12 protein-coding genes are annotated in these 16,452 nt (G+C 64.6%); 7 read left to right on the forward strand and 5 right to left on the reverse strand.

The annotated features are described in order from the left end of the window. Positions 1 to 77 precede the first annotated feature (77 nt). Both ACWNZ3_RS06395 and ACWNZ3_RS06400 read left to right on the forward strand, forming a co-directional pair. On the forward strand, positions 78 to 287 hold the full coding sequence (locus ACWNZ3_RS06395) for a hypothetical protein (protein ID WP_269365001.1): 210 nt from the start codon (positions 78 to 80) through the stop codon (positions 285 to 287). Next, entirely contained in the window at positions 284 to 736 is a 453-nt protein-coding gene (locus ACWNZ3_RS06400) for a host attachment family protein (protein ID WP_269364999.1), read from the forward strand. The genes ACWNZ3_RS06395 and ACWNZ3_RS06400 overlap by 4 nt, the downstream gene beginning before the upstream one ends. A 46-nt stretch (positions 737 to 782) precedes the next feature. Here ACWNZ3_RS06400 and ACWNZ3_RS06405 read toward each other — a convergent pair whose 3' ends face one another. Next, positions 783 to 1,346 (reverse strand): LOG family protein, encoded by a 564-nt coding sequence (locus ACWNZ3_RS06405; RefSeq protein WP_496901577.1) that lies wholly within the window; start codon positions 1,344 to 1,346, stop codon positions 783 to 785. Between the two features lie 103 nt (positions 1,347 to 1,449). Here ACWNZ3_RS06405 and ACWNZ3_RS06410 point away from each other — a divergent pair, with 103 nt between their 5' ends. Further along, the gene (locus ACWNZ3_RS06410; RefSeq protein ID WP_496901578.1) at positions 1,450 to 2,946 is read left to right on the forward strand and encodes a LysM peptidoglycan-binding domain-containing protein; all 1,497 of its coding nucleotides are present in this window, start codon (positions 1,450 to 1,452) and stop codon (positions 2,944 to 2,946) included. 115 nt (positions 2,947 to 3,061) lie between these two features. Then, a complete protein-coding gene (locus tag ACWNZ3_RS06415) occupies positions 3,062 to 4,921 on the forward strand; it encodes an ABCB family ABC transporter ATP-binding protein/permease (RefSeq protein WP_496901579.1) in 1,860 nt (619 codons plus the stop codon). 234 nt (positions 4,922 to 5,155) lie between these two features. Here the strand turns inward: ACWNZ3_RS06415 and ACWNZ3_RS06420 are convergent, their stop codons facing one another. Next, positions 5,156 to 9,043: an efflux RND transporter permease subunit gene (locus tag ACWNZ3_RS06420; protein ID WP_496901580.1), complete on the reverse strand. Its 3,888-nt coding sequence runs from the start codon at positions 9,041 to 9,043 to the stop codon at positions 5,156 to 5,158. Further along, positions 9,040 to 10,296 carry an efflux RND transporter periplasmic adaptor subunit gene (locus ACWNZ3_RS06425; protein WP_269364989.1) on the reverse strand — a complete coding sequence of 419 codons (1,257 nt, stop codon included), beginning with the start codon at positions 10,294 to 10,296 and terminating at the stop codon, positions 9,040 to 9,042. Before ACWNZ3_RS06425 ends, ACWNZ3_RS06420 begins: the two co-directional genes overlap by 4 nt. A 232-nt stretch (positions 10,297 to 10,528) precedes the next feature. On the opposite strand from ACWNZ3_RS06425, the gene ACWNZ3_RS06430 reads away from it, so the two are divergent. The 3 genes from ACWNZ3_RS06430 to der are packed head-to-tail and all read left to right on the forward strand — an operon-like array spanning position 10,529 to position 14,162. After that, a complete protein-coding gene (locus ACWNZ3_RS06430; RefSeq protein WP_496901581.1) occupies positions 10,529 to 11,236 on the forward strand; it encodes a hypothetical protein in 708 nt (235 codons plus the stop codon). Positions 11,237 to 11,274: 38 nt separating this feature from the next. Continuing rightward, entirely contained in the window at positions 11,275 to 12,642 is a 1,368-nt protein-coding gene (locus ACWNZ3_RS06435; RefSeq protein ID WP_496901582.1) for a PQQ-like beta-propeller repeat protein, read from the forward strand. Positions 12,643 to 12,698: 56 nt separating this feature from the next. After that, positions 12,699 to 14,162: a ribosome biogenesis GTPase Der gene (der, locus tag ACWNZ3_RS06440; RefSeq protein ID WP_114273110.1), complete on the forward strand. Its 1,464-nt coding sequence runs from the start codon at positions 12,699 to 12,701 to the stop codon at positions 14,160 to 14,162. A gap of 164 nt (positions 14,163 to 14,326) precedes the next feature. Here der and ACWNZ3_RS06445 read toward each other — a convergent pair whose 3' ends face one another. After that, positions 14,327 to 15,043 carry a TspO-related membrane protein gene (locus ACWNZ3_RS06445; protein ID WP_496901583.1) on the reverse strand — a complete coding sequence of 239 codons (717 nt, stop codon included), beginning with the start codon at positions 15,041 to 15,043 and terminating at the stop codon, positions 14,327 to 14,329. A 96-nt stretch (positions 15,044 to 15,139) separates the two neighbouring features. Continuing rightward, complete coding sequence (gene serS / locus ACWNZ3_RS06450; protein WP_496901584.1) at positions 15,140 to 16,432, reverse strand: serine--tRNA ligase; 1,293 nt, start codon at positions 16,430 to 16,432, stop codon at positions 15,140 to 15,142. Positions 16,433 to 16,452 lie beyond the last annotated feature (20 nt).

Consider the following 16,452-nt stretch of genomic DNA (forward strand, 5'->3'; position numbering starts at 1 on the left):
GGGGTGTTTTCATGTCGGAACCCCGTGGCGTCCTCCTGCGTTTGATCCTTAACCACTCAAAAGACAGGAGGCACCATATGGCAGAGCGACACAGATCCAAAGACGGCAGCAAAGACAGCGACAAGATCATCGGCGAAACCACCGAAATCGGCCAGCAGGGCCGCTCCGGCGGCAATCTCGAACGTGATGTCGCCACGCAGGACGAAAAGAAACGCGCAACTGAAAATCCGGAAGGGACCACCCGCGTCACCGGACAGGACAAACGCAACCATGGAGAGACCGCATGACCAAGCTGACAAACGGCACATGGGTGCTGATCGCTGATGGTGAAAAGGCGCTGTTCCTGGTCAATCAGACCGACGGCGAAGACCCGTTCCTGGAGGTGTTCCGGGAAGAGGCGCAAGACAATCCGCCCAACCGCGAACAGGCCGCAAACCGGCGCGGGCGGTTCAACGACGGCCCCAGCGTCCACCGCTCCGCCGTGCAGGACACCGACTGGCACCAGCTGGCAAAGGATCGTTTCGCCGGGGAACTGGCCGAAATCCTGTACAGAAAAGCGCACCAGGGGGCGTTTGACCGGATCGTGCTGGTCGCACCGCCGCACACCCTGGGCGAGCTGCGGCGCGAGATCCACAAGGAAGTCGCGGACCGGGTTGTCGCGGAGGTTCCGAAAACCCTCACGAACCACCCCGTTGATCAGATCGAAACTCTGGTCGCGAGGGAAATCGCCGCGTAATCAGAGGTTTGAACGCAATGGCTGAAGCGTTGCATCAAGGTGCGCTTCAGCCGAAATGCGCCTTGAGCCCGGCGAGCGTCTCTGCGGCATCCGACACAGGTGTCAGATAGTCCAGCAAGCTGGCATCGGCAAAGCCCTGATCGATCACATGTTTCACCAGCTGCATCAAAGGCTCCCAGTACCCATTTGTATTCACGATGAAAACGGGCTTTTCATGCAGGCCAAGCTGCCGCCAGGTCAGAACCTCGAACAATTCGTCCAATGACCCCGCACCGCCCGGCAGGACCACCACCGCATCGCAGTTCATGAACATCACCTTTTTGCGCTCGTGCATGGTCTCTGTCACCACATAGGTCGTCAGATCGGTCTTGCCGACCTCCCAGGCCACCAGATGCTGCGGGATCACGCCAAAGGTTTCTCCTCCCGCCGCCTGTGCCGCCCGTGCGACACTGCCCATCAGCCCCACATCCCCCGCGCCATAGACCAGCCGCAGGCCCGCTTCTGCCAGGCCTTTGCCCAGGGTCTCTGCGTCTTTCACATAGGCCGGATCGGTGCCGGGGCGGGAGCCGCAGTAGACACAGACAGAGTTCGGTCCAGGGGTATGCGTCATCTCGGCACCTCTTGCATGGAAATTCAAAATCATCCGCAGTGGGATTTTGACCCCTGTTATCGCGCCTGATAGAAAGGCTCAACCTTGGGGAAGGATGGATTGCATGAGCAAGTCAATGGCGGCGCTTGGCGGCCGGTCAGGTGTTCTGACGATTGTGGCCATTGGCGCTGTTGTGATCGGGGTGGCAAGCTGGTTCCAGCTGCGCGGTTCCGAATATCCGCCAAACTCCGCGCCCGTGGCACTTGTCCCCGAGATACCGCAGGCCGAAACGGCCAATGCACCCGCCGCAGCAGATACCGCTGAACCGGCTGAACCGGCGCAAGCCAGTGCAGCGGGGGATCAGGCAGAGGGTGAGGCGGTGGACAACGCCGCCACACAGGATCAGCCTGCGCAGGAGGACGCCAGCCAGATGGCATCTGCCGAGCCCGAACCCGCTCTGGCCTTTGATCTGGCCTTTGATGAGGTCCGCCGGGAAGGTGACGGCATGACGGTCATTGCCGGCCGTGCCGCGCCCGGTGCCCGGATCGACATCCTGCAAGACGGCGCAGCCATCGCCAGCGCCACGGCGGATGGCAGTGGCAAATTCGCGACGCTTGCGATCATCCCGCCGGACGGCAAGGGCCATGTGCTCAGCCTGTCCCAGACCGCGCCGGGGGGACAGATCAGCACTTCCCGCGACCGCATCATCCTGGCACCGACCACCCCGCCCGCGGCAGAGGTCGCGCAAGCCGCCGATATTGCGGCATCTGATGCCGAACCCATTGCAGAACAGACACCCGCAGCCCGGGCTGATGCGCCCGGACCGGAGGTGCCAGGAGAAACCGCTGATCCGCTGCCCGCAGATGAAGCCGTGGCGCAAGCCGCGCGCCCGGAACAAACCACCGCCCCCCAATCTGCGCCCGAAACCGCAGCGGTGCAGAGTGAGCCCGCACCCGATGCGCAACCGGCGGCGGAGGACGACGCGCCGGTCGAGACGGCCGATGCCGAACCGGTGCAAGCGCCAGCCGCATCAGAGCCGGTGACTGCCGCCGCAACATCCGAAGCCACAAACACGCCAGAGCCGGAGCAAGATGTCGCGCTGCTCAAGGCGACGGAGGAGGGGGTGGAACTGCTGAATGCCCCGCGCCCGGATGCCCTGCAATCGGTCGCGCTGGACACCATCAGCTATTCCGACGCCGGACAGGTGCAATTGTCCGGACGTGCGCGGCCCGACACCAGGGTGGTGCGTGTCTATCTGGACAATAAATCGGTGATCAGCCTGCCGGTCGACGAAAACGGCCGTTGGCGCGGCGATCTGCCGGATGTGGATGCCGGTGTCTATACCCTGCGGGTGGACGAGGTGACCCCCGAAGGCAAGGTCTCCAGCCGGGTCGAAACCCCGTTCAAACGCGAATCCGTGGCCACCCTGGAAGCCGCCGGTGCCGGGCAGGACGGCCCGATCAAGGCGATCACGGTGCAAAAGGGCGCGACCCTCTGGGCCATCGCGCGCGAAAGATATGGCGACGGGTTGCTTTACGTCCGGGTGTTCGAGGCGAATTCCGACGCGATCAGAGACCCTGATCTGATCTATCCCGGCCAGGTGTTCGACCTGCCCGACTGACGGCGGGACGCCACGCTTTCGGAAAAAGATGCGCCGGATATTCCGAATATCCCGGTTGCGGTGGCAACCGCCGCTGTCCCGTCTTATGTAGGGTTTCCAGCCGATAGGAACCTTCATGCCGTCAGATACCGCCAGCCCCTCTGCCAAGCGGAGCGATACGCCCCCCGAACTCCTCACAGACGAACAACTTGCAGACCAGGCCGAACGCCAGTCCGCCATGCGCGTGCTGCGCAAGGTCGCGCCCTATCTCTGGCCGCGCGACATGCCCTGGGTCAAACACCGGGTCGTCTGGGCGATGGTCGCCCTGGTGGTGTCCAAGCTGATCTCGGTGGCAACGCCGCTGTTCTACAAGGACGCGGTGGATGCGCTGGCAGGCGAAGGCACCCCGATACTGGCGCTTGGGGCGGTGTCGCTGACCATCGCCTATGGCATGGCCCGGCTGATGAATGTGGGCTTCCAGCAGTTGCGCGATGCGGTCTTTGCCCGTGTCGGACAACGCGCCCTGCGCATGCTGGCGCTGGAAACTTTCGAGCATATCCACAAGCTCTCCATGCGCTATCACATCACCCGCAAGACCGGGGGTCTCAGCCGGATCATCGAACGCGGGGTCAAGGGCGTCGATTTCCTGCTGCGTTTCCTGCTGTTCTCCATCGGGCCACTGATCCTTGAACTGCTGCTGATCGCGGTGATCCTGACGGTGCTTTTCGACTTCTGGTACACCTTGGTCGTGGCGGTGACGATCGCACTTTATGTCTGGTTCACCTTTGCGGTGACCGAATGGCGCGTGAAGCTGCGCCGCGAGATGAACGATCAGGATACCGACGCCAATCAAAAGGCCATCGACAGCCTGCTGAACTATGAGACAGTGAAATATTTCGGCGCGGAAGGCCGCGAGGCCGCCCGCTATGACAGCGCAATGGCGGGCTATGAACAGGCGGCGATCAAGACCAATTATTCGCTGGCTTTCCTGAACTTCGGACAATCCCTGCTGATCACGGCGGGCCTTGTCGCGGTGATGGTCATGGCGGCCATCGGCGTGCAGAAGGGCACGCTGACGGTGGGCGATTTCGTGATGGTCAACGCCTATATGATCCAGATCACCGTACCGCTGAACTTCCTCGGCACGGTCTACCGCGAAATCCGCCAGGCGCTGGTGGACATGGGGCAGATGTTCGGCCTGCTGGAACAACCGGCCGAGATCACCGACAAGCCTGGCGCCACAGAACTGACGGTCACCGGCGGGCGCGTCACCCTGGATGACGTGCGTTTCGGCTATGATCCGGACCGGCAGATTCTGCGGGGCATCAGCCTTGAGGCACAGCCCGGCGAAACCGTGGCCATTGTCGGCTCCACCGGTTCGGGCAAATCCACCATCGGCAGGCTCTTGTTCCGCTTCTACGACGTGCAGGGCGGCGCGCTGCGCATTGACGGGCAGGATCTGCGCGACGTGACCCAGAACAGCCTGCACCGCGCCATCGGCGTGGTGCCGCAGGACACGGTGCTCTTCAACGACACGATCCTCTACAACATCGCCTACGGGCGCGAGGGTGCCACCCGCGAGGAGATCGAGGCCGCCGCCCGCGATGCCCAGATACATGATTTCATCCAGTCCCTGCCGCTGGGCTATGAGACGGCGGTGGGCGAAAGGGGCTTGAAGCTCTCAGGCGGTGAAAAGCAGCGTGTCGGCATCGCGCGGACCCTGCTCAAGGATCCGCCGATCCTGCTGCTGGACGAGGCGACAAGCGCGCTCGACACCGAAACGGAGCAGGAAATTCAGGATGCGCTGCGCCGTGCAGGGCAGGGGCGGACCGTGCTCACCATTGCGCACCGCCTCTCCACAATCGCCGAAGCGGATCGCATCGTGGTGCTGGAAAAGGGCGAAATCGTCGAACAGGGCCGCCACGACGACCTGCTGGCGCGCGGCGGGCGTTATGCGCAGCTCTGGCAGCGCCAGCAATCCGAAGACGCGGCATAGGGCGGCAGGGCGGAAAAATCCGTCTCGCGCGGGTGGGCGACAATGAATGTCAACACGACCTAGTGCCCGAAAGACCTGTCGCATGTCTTGCGACAGCGATCAGGACGGGACCTTTGACGCGGAGATTTCTGCCGTCGATGATGACTGACACCCGGGCCCGGAACAAGCCGAAGGCGACGGGTCGGCTTGCGCCTCACATCACATTGCGCGCTTCCCGGTCGGCCTGCCAGCCGCCTATTCGGCGGCAGACAGGCGTGGCGACATCACCGGCACCGGCGCAGGTACATCATCCCAGATGATCTCCTGCGGCTTCATGCGGCGTGCATCGCGGGCCAGCGCCCAGTCCCGCGCCGCCTGGCTTGCCCGCCCCAGCGACATCCGCGCCAGCAGGCGCGCCACCCAGCGCACATAGGTTGTGGCCCAGACCCGGATCGCCAGCAGCGAGGGCGTCACCATCAGCGTCAGCACCGTCGCGATGCCAAGCCCGAAGACCACCGCCGTGGCCAGCTGCTTCCACCACAGCGCGGTGGGGCTGTCGATGGTATAGCCGCCGGCGGCAAAATCGAGGCTGAGCCCGAACATCATCGGCGCAAGACCCGCCATTGTCGTGATCGTGGTCAGCAGCACCGGCCGGATCCGCGCCTGCGCGGTGCAGATGATCGCCTCGATCCGGGGCATGTAGCGCTCGTATTCCTGGTAGGTGTCGATCAGGATGATGTTGTTGTTCACTACGATCCCGGCCAGAGCCACGATCCCCGTCCCGGTCATGATGATGCTGAAGGTCTGGTCCATGACCAGCATCCCGATCAGCACGCCGGTGGTGGAGAGCACCACCGCCACCAGAACCAGCACCGCGTTGTAAAAGCTGTTGAACTGCGCCAGCAGGATGATGAACATCAGCCCCAGGGCGGCGGTAAAGGCCGAGGACAGGAAGGCCTGGCTTTCGGCCTGGTCCTCCTGGTCGCCGGTCCATTCGGTGGTCACGCCGAGGTCCAGCGGCTTGGTGTCCAGCCATTTGGTCAGTTCCGCGATCCGCTCGTTTGCATTGACCGGCACCAGCCGGAATGCGCCACTGTCCAGCTCGGCCTGCAGGTCGGCACCCTTGCCGGCCTCCGCACGGTCGATCACGGTATAGGCGGCACCCCCCGGCAGGGTCACCTCCGCCGCCGCCCCTGCGTGGGCAGGGCGCAAAGTCGCAATGGTCTCGCCGGTGGCGGCATCGCCACGCACCACTTTCATCAGCCCCGGTGCCACATCGGCCTTGACGTCCAGATACCGTTTCTGGTCGATCCGGTTGATCTCGGCCAGTTTCGGGACCGGCGTGCGGGTGATGAAGTTCGACAGCGGGATCAGCCCGTCGGCGGTGCGCACCTTGAGCGTGTCGAGGGTGGACAGCACCCGGTCCTGCTCGGGCAGGCGCACGCGGATCTCGATCTCCTCGTCCGAGGTATCGACCCGCATCGTGTCCAGCAGCAGGCCCCGGGTGACAAGCTGAACCATCGCCCCGACAGAAACCACATCCGCGCCGTAGCGCCCGGCCTTTTCGACATCCACGTCGATCTGCCAGTCGATGCCGGGCAGGGGGCGGGTGTCTTCGATCAGGGTCAGGCCGGGCGTTTTCTCATATTGCGCGCGGACCTGTTCGGTGGCCTTGACCAGGTCGGTGTAGCTGTCGGATTTCAGCCGCAGATGTACCGGCTTGCCCGAGGCCGGGCCGCGCGCCTGCGCCAGGATCTCGATCCGGATGCCGGGGATCTGCTCAAGCTGCGCGGTCAGGTCGTCGATGATGACATCGCCATCATAGGCCGGGTCCTGGGTATGGCGGGTCACCGTGGTGCCCAGCAGCGGTACAGTGAACCAGGGTTCGACCATCTGCGGACGATCCTCCCAGGGGATCGTCTCGAACTGGACCTGCCCGATGCTGTCCTTGGGGGTCTGCGCCCCGCCGGTGTTGCTGTTCAACCCGCCTTCGCCGGCAAAGGCAAAGACCGTATCAACGCCGGGATGAGCCAGCACGATCTCTTCGGCCTGATGCAGCAGCTGGTCCTTTTCCTCCAGCGACAGGTTGCCTCGCGCCAGCACATAGACAATCGCCTGCTCGGGTTCGGATTCGACAAAGAACTCGACCCCCCTGGAGTTGTTGGTGAAATAGATCAGCACAGTGCCGACAAAGATGAACACCGCGCCCGCCACGGCCAGCGGCATCACCGGGTTGCCCGCGATGAAGGCCATGACATAGCCGAACCCGTTCCGGCGATAGCCTGCATGGATGCGGTCGGGCTCGCGGCGGAACATGCGTGCGACCAGCCAGCGGCCCGCACGGCCCAGACGGGTCATCAGCGCAAAGAGGCAGACCAGCCCCAGCATCAGCCCCCCCAGCGCCAGCGCGCCAACCGCAGCCGCGATCACGATGATCGCAAACACGATGGCAAAGGTGCTGACCACCGAGAACACCGACAGCGCATCCATGCCGCCGAATTGCGCGCCGATCCACTGGAACAGCAGGCCGGGGGCATTGGGCTGGGTCGGGCCCATCAGCAGGACAGCGGGCACGAAAAGCAGCGCCGCGCCGACGAACAGCAGCAGGTGCAGCCACAGCGGCAGCGCCGCCACCGCGTTCATCTGACGCGCCATCCAGTTTTCCAGCCGCCCGGTCACACCGCCCATCACCGGCAGATAGATCAGCGCCACCACCAGCGAGGCCGACAGCACAAAGATCAGCGTGACCGGCAACATGCCCATGAACTCGCCCGGCACACCGGGCCAGAACAGCATCGGCAGGAAGGCGCAAAGCGTTGTCGCGGTAGAGGATATCACCGGCCAGAACATCCGCTTGGCCGCTTCGACATAGGCGCGCATCGGGCCTTCGCCCTCCTGCTGGCGCTTGTCGGCATATTCGACCACCACGATGGCCCCGTCCACCAGCATCCCCACCGCCAGGATCAGGCCGAACATCACGATATTGGACACCGAAATGCCCATCAGCGCGAGGAAGGCGAAGCACAGAAGGAAAGAGGTCGGGATCGCAAAGCCCACCAGCAGGGCGGCGCGGATGCCAAGTGCGGCCAGCACCACGATCATCACCAGCGCCACGGCGGTAAAGACCGAGCCGAGCAGCTGCTGCACCATGCTGTCCACGACGCGGCTCTGGTCGTTGGAGGTGCCGACGGTGACGGCCGCCTGCAGCCCGTCGGGCCAGGCGGCAGCGCGTTCGGCGACGATCTCCTTCACCTGGGCCGCGGTGTCGATCAGGTTGAAACCCTTGCGCTTGACCACCTGCAGCGCCAGCGTCTTTTCATCGTTGAACCGAGCCGTACCCTTGCGGTCCTCGAAGGTGAGGTTGATCTCGGCCAGGTCCCCCAGGGTGACCACCCGGTCGCCATTGGTCTTGACCGGCAGGTTGTAGACATCGGACGGGTCGTCAAAGGACGACGGGATCTTGACCGAGAAGGTGCCCTGGTCGGTCTCGACCTCGCCCGCGGCAATCAGCTGGTTGTTGTTCTGGACCACGCTGATCAATTCGTTCGCCGTGACGTTGTAGGCCTCCAGCCGCAGCGGGTCGATCAGCACTTCCAGCATCTCGTCGCGGTTGCCTGCAATCCCCGCTTCCAGCACCGCATCCAGCCCTTCAAGATCGTCCTGAAGATCGCGGGCCACCCGCGCCATCGTGCGCTCGGGCACCGGGCCGGTCAGGTTCACGATGATGATCGGGAATTCGGAAAAGTTGATCTCGTTGATCGAATAGGTTTCCGCCCCTTCGGGGAAATCGGCCTGGGCGTTGCCCATGGCGTCACGGACATCGGCCATGATCTTGGTCTTGTCCCAGCCGAATTCGAACTCCAGCGCGACGCCGGCGTAGTTTTCCGCCGCCGTGCCGGTCATGGTCTTCAGCCCGTCCAGGTCGGCCAGTTCCGTTTCCATCGGCTTGACCAGCAGGGTTTCGCTGTCAGCGGCGGAAATCCCCGGAAACTGGACCGAAACGAAAAGCGCCGGAATCTCGATGTCCGGCTCGCCTTCCTTGGGCAGGGTGGAATAGGCATAGCCGCCGACCACCAGGCTCAGAAGGATAAAGGCCAGAACCATCCGCGCACGGCTGGCGGCCCAATCGACGATCTCGCTCATTGCGTGACCTCCTGATAGGTCGGATCGACCTGGACACCGGCGGTCACATATTCCTGACCAACCACGATCACATTGGCGGGGTCGGGCAGGCCGGTGACCCAGACACCGCTGGCAGTGTCACGCATGATGTTGACCGGGGCAAAGGAGACAGTGTCGGTTTCGTCCACCATGCGCACGCCCAGGGCCCCGTCATCGTTCAGGGTCATCGCGCTTTGCGGTATCAGATGGGCCTGCACGCCGGCCGCGGCAATGGCGATCTCGGCGGTCTGCCCGTCCCGGATCGTCAGGTCGGGGTTCGGCACTTCGATCTCGACCCGGAAGGTGCGGGTCTGCGGATCGGCGGAACGCGACAGGAAAATCACCTTACCCACGAGGTCATCGCCGCCCGCCGCCAGCCGCGCACCGGCCTGTGCGCCCAGGCTGACGCGGTTTACCTCGGTTTCGGGCACAAAGCCGACCAGCTTGATCGGGTTCAGCTGGATGATTGTCGCGCAAAGGCCACCGGGCTGCAGCAGGCTGCCCAGTTCGGCGGTGTCGCTTTCCAGCAGCCCGTCAAAGGGCGCGGTCATGGTCAGCCGTTCGATTTCCTTTTCCGCACTGGCCACGGCGGCTGTTGCAGCCTCGATGCCCGATTGCGCCGCGCTGAGCCCGGAGGTGGCGGAGCTGACCGCAGCCCGCGCCGTGGCGACCGAAGCATCCGAAGAGGCGACCCGCGTCTGCGAGGCAAAGCCGTCCTCGCTCAGCCGCGAGGCGGCATTCTGGTTGATCTTGGCTTCTTCCAGCTTGGCCTGGGCTTCCTCGACCCGCGCCTGCGCCTCCGGCACCCGGCTCCGGGCTTCGCTCAGCCTTGCCCGGGCTTCCTGCAGGGCGGCCCCGCGGGTGCCTGCGTCCAGCACGCACATCGGATCGCCCTGCGACACTTTGGTTCCCTTGCGCAGCGGGGCGGAGGAGACAACCGCCGAAGTCTCGGCGCGGACATCGACCTCGCGCGCGGCCTCAGTCTGGCCACGAAGAATGACCGCGCTGTCGACCTGCTGCGCCTCGAATCGCCTTACACTGACCTTGACCCGCCGGGTTTCCGGCTGTGGCGCGGCAGCGGGCGTCTCGGGCGCCGCCCCGGCCTGTGCTGCTTCGACCGGCGCATCCGCCGCATCTGCGGCGCCCAACATGGCCATAAGCTGCGGGCGTGCAAGGATCGACATGGCGAGGATGGCAGTCACGGCAATGGCTGCAAGGATAGAGAAAATACGCATCGCGCGGCCTCATGCTTGGGGCGGCTGGCCAAGCCCTCGGCCAGCCGCGTTTTCGGCTATGTAATACTTTAAAAGTGAACTGCCTAGTTTAGTTGAGGGATTTTTTGCGGATTTCTCGCGGGAATCTGTCGAAATGCACGATTTGGTGCAGGTTGCTAGCAGGTTGCTAGCCCTTGGCTTGCTCCCTCCTGCGGGTTAAGAGGTGAAAAACCAAGGACCAGAGGCAGCCCTGATGAGCGACACAGACAGCTTTATCGACGAAGTCAACGAAGAGGTCCGCCGTGACCGGCTGTACCACCTGTTCCGCCGCTATGGCTGGATCGCCGCTTTGGCCGTTGTGCTGATCGTGGGGGGTGCGGCTTGGAATGAATACACCAAAGCGCAGAGCAGGGCGCAGGCCGAGGCGCTGGGCGACGCGATGCTGGCAGCGCTCGCGACCAATGACGTGGCCGCCCGGGCAGAGCAACTGGCCGGGATTGACCCGCAATCGGCCGAGGCCGGGGCGGTATTGCGGTTGCTGACCGCCGCCGAACAGGTCGAAGCCGGTGAGACCGCCGCCGCTGCCCAGACCCTGGAAAGCCTTGCCGTGGACGGCGATGTGCCGGAAATTTACCGCCAGCTGGCCAGTTTCAAGGCAATGACCCTGCCGGATACCGACATGGCTGTGGAAGACCGCCGCCAGGCGCTGGAGGCGATGGCCCAGCCCGGCAACCCGCTGCGGCTGCTGGCCGGTGAACAACTGGCGTTGCTGGACATCGCGCAGGATCAGCCGGAGGCGGCAATTGCCCGCTACCAGGCCATTTTGCAGGATGCGGAAACCACCTCGGACTTGCAACAGCGCGCCCTACAGGTGATTGTGGCGCTGGGTGGAGAACCTGAGCTTGACGAGAACGCGATTGCAGCCGGTGACGCACTCACCGGGCAAGCGGTCGGAAACTGATCAGAACCGGACAAACGGTTTGGGGTGAGGGTACGAGAATGGGCAGGACCATGACGCAAAAGCAGAACCACGGCAGGGCCCGGATGGTGGGCGGGGCGCTGACAGCGCTGCTGCTTCTGACCGCCTGCGCCGAGGAACAGGTCTATCTGCCGGGCAAACGCGAGCCCGTGCGCTCCATCCTGCAGGACCCGGAACTCGCCGCCCCGCTTGAGGGCGAAGAGAAGGGGCCGAACACCAGCCGCGCGATTGCGCTGGGCGGCACCTCGAACAATGCCTCCTGGTCCCATGGCATCGGCACGCCCCAGTACCGCACCACCCATCCCGCGCTGCGCGCCACCGTGCAGCCGATCTGGTCCGTGGACATCGGCGCCGGTGACAGCCGCAAGCAGCGCATTACCGCCGATCCGGTGGTTGCGGGCGGGCGTATCTTCACCCTGGACGCCGACGCGCGGGTCACCGCTGTCTCGACCAGCGGTGAAACCCTGTGGACCCGCGATCTGACACCGGTCACCGACCGGGCCGGGCAGGGCACCGGCGGCGGTCTGGCCGTGGATGGCCAGACGCTTTATGTCTCCATCGGCTACGGGGTGCTGGCGGCACTCGACGTGACAACCGGCGGCGAACGCTGGACCCAGAAGCTTGAGGCCTCAGGCTCGGGCACCCCGACCGTCTATGGCGATCTGGTCTATGTCACTTCGGGCGATGACACCGGCTGGGCGCTGGACAAGGGCACAGGCCGGATCGAATGGCAGGTCGGCGGCAGCAGCAGCGTCAACAATGTGCTGGGCGCACCGGCACCGGCGGTGACGGACAAATTTGTGATCTTTGCCTATGGCACCGGTGAGGTGCAGGGTGTCTTCCGCCGCGGCGGCCTGCCGCGCTGGGACGCTTCCGTTGTGGGCAAACGCCCCGGGCGCGCCCTGTCTTCCGTCTCCGATGTGACCTCCGGGCCGGTCGTGTCGGGCAGCAGCGTCTATGTCGGCAACCAGTCCGGCAGGCTTGCCGCGCTGAACGTCGAAAGCGGCCAGCGTCTGTGGACCGCGCGCGACGGCGCCATCGGCCCGGTCTGGCCGATCGGCGATTCCATCTTTGCGATCACCGAGTTGAACGAACTTGTCAGGCTGGATGCCGGCGACGGCAGCCGCATCTGGGGCATTCCGCTGCCGAATTTCGTCAAGGACAAGCCGCGGCGCCAGTCCGAAGTGGTGGCGCACCACGGCCCCATCGTGGCAGGCGGCCGCGTGATCATCGCATCCAACGACGGGCTGCTGCGCAGCTTTGATCCCACCAATGGCAGCCTGACCGGCACGGTCGAAATCCCCGGCGGCGCAACCACTGCACCTGTGGTGGCCGGCGGCACCCTCTATGTGGTCTCCACCAAGGGGCAATTGCACGCCTACCGCTAATGGTCTAAAGCGCGAGGTTCAGGGGCCGCATCGGCCCTGTCGGAGCCTTGTGAACCATGTCCTTTACCCTTGCCATCGTTGGCCGTCCCAATGTCGGCAAATCCACGCTGTTCAACCGCCTTGTCGGCAAACGCCTCGCACTGGTTGACGACCAGCCCGGCGTGACCCGCGACCTGCGCGAGGGCGCCGCGCGCCTGGCCGACCTGAAATTCACGGTGATCGACACCGCCGGTCTGGAAGAAGTCACCGACGACAGCCTGCAGGGCCGGATGCGCCGCCTGACGGAACGCGCGGTCGACATGGCCGACATCTGCCTCTTCATGATCGACGCCCGCGTCGGCGTGACGCCCACGGACCTCGTCTTTGCCGAGATCCTGCGCAAACGTTCCGCCCATGTGATCCTGGCCGCCAACAAGGCTGAGGGCAAGGCGGCCGATGCCGGCGTGATCGAAGCCTATTCGCTGGGCCTGGGCGAACCGATCCGCCTGTCCGCGGAACATGGCGAGGGTCTGAATGACCTTTATTCCGTGCTGATGCCGCTGGCCGACGCCCATGCCGACAAGGCCGAGACCGATGCGCCCGAAACGGATGTGGACCTGCCCGAAGACGATGGCGAGATCACCGATGCCGTGCCGGAACCGACCAATGCCAAGCCGTTGCAGGTTGCTGTCGTCGGTCGGCCCAACGCGGGAAAATCCACCCTGATCAACCAGATTCTGGGCGAGGACCGGCTGCTGACCGGCCCCGAGGCCGGGATCACCCGCGATGCGATTTCCCTGCGCACCGACTGGAATGGCGTGCCAATGCGCATCTTTGACACCGCAGGCATGCGCAAGAAGGCCAAGGTGCAGGAAAAACTGGAGAAACTCAGCGTCTCCGACGGGCTGCGCGCGGTGAAATTCGCCGAGGTTGTCGTGGTGCTGCTGGACGCCGAAATCCCCTTTGAACAGCAGGACCTGCGCATCGCCGACCTGGCCGAGCGCGAGGGCCGCGCGGTGGTTGTCGCCGTGAACAAATGGGACATAGAGGAAGACCGCCAGGCCAAGCTGAAGGCGCTGAAGGAATCCTTCGAGCGGCTTCTGCCACAGCTGCGCGGCGCGCCGCTGATCACGGTCAGCGCCAAGACGGGCAGGGGCCTCGACCGGCTGCATGACGCCATCATGCGCGCCTATGAGGTCTGGAACCGCCGTGTGACCACCGCGCAGCTGAACCGCTGGCTCTCGGGCATGATGGAGGCGCATCCGCCCCCCGCGCCACAGGGCAAGCGGATCAAACTGCGCTACATGACCCAGGCCAAGACACGGCCCCCCGGTTTCGTGGTCATGTGCAGCCATCCCGACAAGGTGCCGGACAGCTATAACCGCTATCTCGTCAATGGCTTGCGGATCGACTTTGACATGCCCGGCACACCCATCCGCCTTTGGATGCGCGGCCAGAATGACGCGAACCCCTACAAGGGCCGCAAGAAGGCCAAGCCGTCCAAACTGCGCAAACACACCGAAGGCCGTCGCAAGGACTGAGCGGGGAAACGATTTTTTCAAAAAAATCGGGCCGGAGTTTTCAAAAACTCCGCGCTGGGCCTGTCCGCCTGCGCAAAGCCGCGAAGACCACCTCAAGGATCGAGCCAGCGGGCGATTTTTTCAAAAAAATCGGGCCGGAGTTTTCAAAAACTCCGGATCACGTCTCAGCGCCTGCGCATCGCCGCGAGGGTCGGCACCAGCAGCACCACCACGCCACCTGCGGCCAGCCAGGCCACGACCTGCACCGCGTCCCGGTTTGCCACAGCCACAGCCACCAGCGCCCAGATCACCGCCATCCCATAGGTCGGTGCGCGGCGCAGTGCCGATTGCACGAAACAGCCGATGAAAATCGCGATCCCCACAAAAACCAGCGCCGCCGTCTGCTGATCCAGCCAGCCATAGCCGGCCGAGAGCAGCCCCAGTGACACGCAGGCAGCGGCAGACAGCCACCCGGCATAAAGCCCGACCGGCAGCGCAGCCCAGGGGGTATCGGCCACCGGTGCCATGAACAGCGCCGCAAGCGCCGCGATCAGCATCACCCAGATCAGCACCGTTGCCCAGACCGGGCTGGCCAAGGCCACCGCCAGCCATGTGCTGCCCACCGCCAGCGAGATACAAAGCGGCAGGCGCATGTCATGCCACTGCCCGTCACGCGGGGCACGGACCAAGCCCCAGCCGAGGCCCAGAATCAGCCAGCCGTAAATCACGCTCCAGATCGCAAAGGCATAGCCGGCAGGCTGCACCGGCGGATTGTCCTGGCGGACCGGGAACTGATCCGGGGCGAACCCGGCAAATCCATCCACCAGAAAGGGCGAGACGGCAAATGCCACGGCCAGCAGGAAGCAAAGGAGAGCGATCGCGGGGCGCAGGGCAGGGGACATCAGGGGGCCTTCAGGTTACGAGGTTTTCCCAAAGATAGCCGTGATGCGCGTCAAGGCAACGCAGGGCGCACTGGCGCCCCGCGCGGCGGGCTGGCGTCAGACCAGCGCGCCCTCGGCCGACAGCAGGGTCTTGCCCCCCAGATAGGGCGCCAGCACCTCGGGCAGCACGACCGATCCGTCTTCCTGCTGGCCATTCTCCAGCACCGCGATCAGGCAGCGCCCCACGGCCAGACCGGAGCCGTTCAGCGTGTGCAGGAACTGCGGCTTGCCGCCATCGCGCGGCTTGAACCGCGCATTCATCCGCCGCGCCTGGAAATCCCCGGTGGTGGAGACGGAGGAAATCTCGCGGTAGGTGTTCTGCCCCGGCACCCAGGCTTCGATGTCATAGGTGCGCCGCGCGCCGAACCCCATGTCGCCGGTGCACAGGATCACGGTGCGATAGGGGATGCCCAACGCCTCCAGTATGCCCTCCGCACAGCGCAACATCCGCTTTTGCTCCGCGTCGCTTTCGTCGGGGTGGGTGATGCTGACCATCTCCACCTTCTCGAACTGGTGCTGGCGCAACATGCCCGCCGTGTCGCGCCCGGCACTGCCCGCCTCTGACCGGAAGCACAGCGTATGCGCGGTATAGCGGCGCGGCAGATAGCTTTCCTCGACAACCGTGTCGGCCACGATATAGGTCAGCGGCACTTCGGAGGTGGGCACCAGCCACATGCCTTCCTCGGTGCGATAGCTGTCATCCCCAAACTTCGGCAGCTTGTCGGTGCCATACATGGCATCGTCCTTGACCAGCACCGGCGGGTTCACCTCCGTGAGGCCGTTTTCCTCCACATGGGTGTTGATCATGAACTGCGCCAGCGCCCGGTGAATGCGCGCCACCGCCCCCGACAGCAGCACGAAACGGCTGCCGGAAATCTTCGCCGCCGTCTCGAAATCCATCGAGGCTGCGACACCCGCGATGTCGTAATGCTCTTTCGGCGCAAAGCCGAAGGCGGGGATCTCGCCCCAGCGGTTCACCTCGATGTTGTCGCCCTCATCCGCCCCGTCCGGCACGTCATCCGCAGGGGTGTTGGGAATGCGCGCCAGCATGTCGGTCAACTGCGCGTCCAACTCCTTGGCCTCGGCCTGCATGGTGGCCACTTCGGCTTTCTTTTCGCCCACCAGGGCGCGCAGGCGCTCGAATTCCGCCTCATCACCCTTGGCCTTGGCAGCACCGACCAGTTTGGAGGCGGCATTCTGCTCCGCCTGCGCCGCTTCGGCAGCGGAAATCTTGCCCCGCCGTGCCGCGTCCAGTACCAGAACAGCGGCCGAGACCGGCGCATCGCCGCGCCGGGCCAGGGCGGCGTCAAGGGCAGCGGGGTTCTCACGGATGGCGCGGATGTCGTGCATGGGATGCGTCCTTGGGCAAT

Source organism: Sulfitobacter sp. IGS-18, from assembly GCF_059628195.1.

Bases quoted from the DNA above. Each gene is read 5' to 3' on its own strand.
- serS (WP_496901584.1), bottom strand. From the start codon at position 16,432: ATGCACGACATCCGCGCCATCCGTGAGAACCCCGCTGCCCTTGACGCC.
- ACWNZ3_RS06395 (WP_269365001.1), top strand. From the start codon at position 78: ATGGCAGAGCGACACAGATCCAAAGACGGCAGCAAAGACAGCGACAAG.
- ACWNZ3_RS06400 (WP_269364999.1), top strand. From the start codon at position 284: ATGACCAAGCTGACAAACGGCACATGGGTGCTGATCGCTGATGGTGAA.
- ACWNZ3_RS06415 (WP_496901579.1), top strand. From the start codon at position 3,062: ATGCCGTCAGATACCGCCAGCCCCTCTGCCAAGCGGAGCGATACGCCC.
- ACWNZ3_RS06410 (WP_496901578.1), top strand. From the start codon at position 1,450: ATGAGCAAGTCAATGGCGGCGCTTGGCGGCCGGTCAGGTGTTCTGACG.
- ACWNZ3_RS06430 (WP_496901581.1), top strand. From the start codon at position 10,529: ATGAGCGACACAGACAGCTTTATCGACGAAGTCAACGAAGAGGTCCGC.
- ACWNZ3_RS06425 (WP_269364989.1), bottom strand. From the start codon at position 10,296: ATGCGTATTTTCTCTATCCTTGCAGCCATTGCCGTGACTGCCATCCTC.
- ACWNZ3_RS06435 (WP_496901582.1), top strand. From the start codon at position 11,275: ATGGGCAGGACCATGACGCAAAAGCAGAACCACGGCAGGGCCCGGATG.
- ACWNZ3_RS06405 (WP_496901577.1), bottom strand. From the start codon at position 1,346: ATGACGCATACCCCTGGACCGAACTCTGTCTGTGTCTACTGCGGCTCC.
- ACWNZ3_RS06420 (WP_496901580.1), bottom strand. From the start codon at position 9,043: ATGAGCGAGATCGTCGATTGGGCCGCCAGCCGTGCGCGGATGGTTCTG.
- ACWNZ3_RS06445 (WP_496901583.1), bottom strand. From the start codon at position 15,043: ATGTCCCCTGCCCTGCGCCCCGCGATCGCTCTCCTTTGCTTCCTGCTG.
- der (WP_114273110.1), top strand. From the start codon at position 12,699: ATGTCCTTTACCCTTGCCATCGTTGGCCGTCCCAATGTCGGCAAATCC.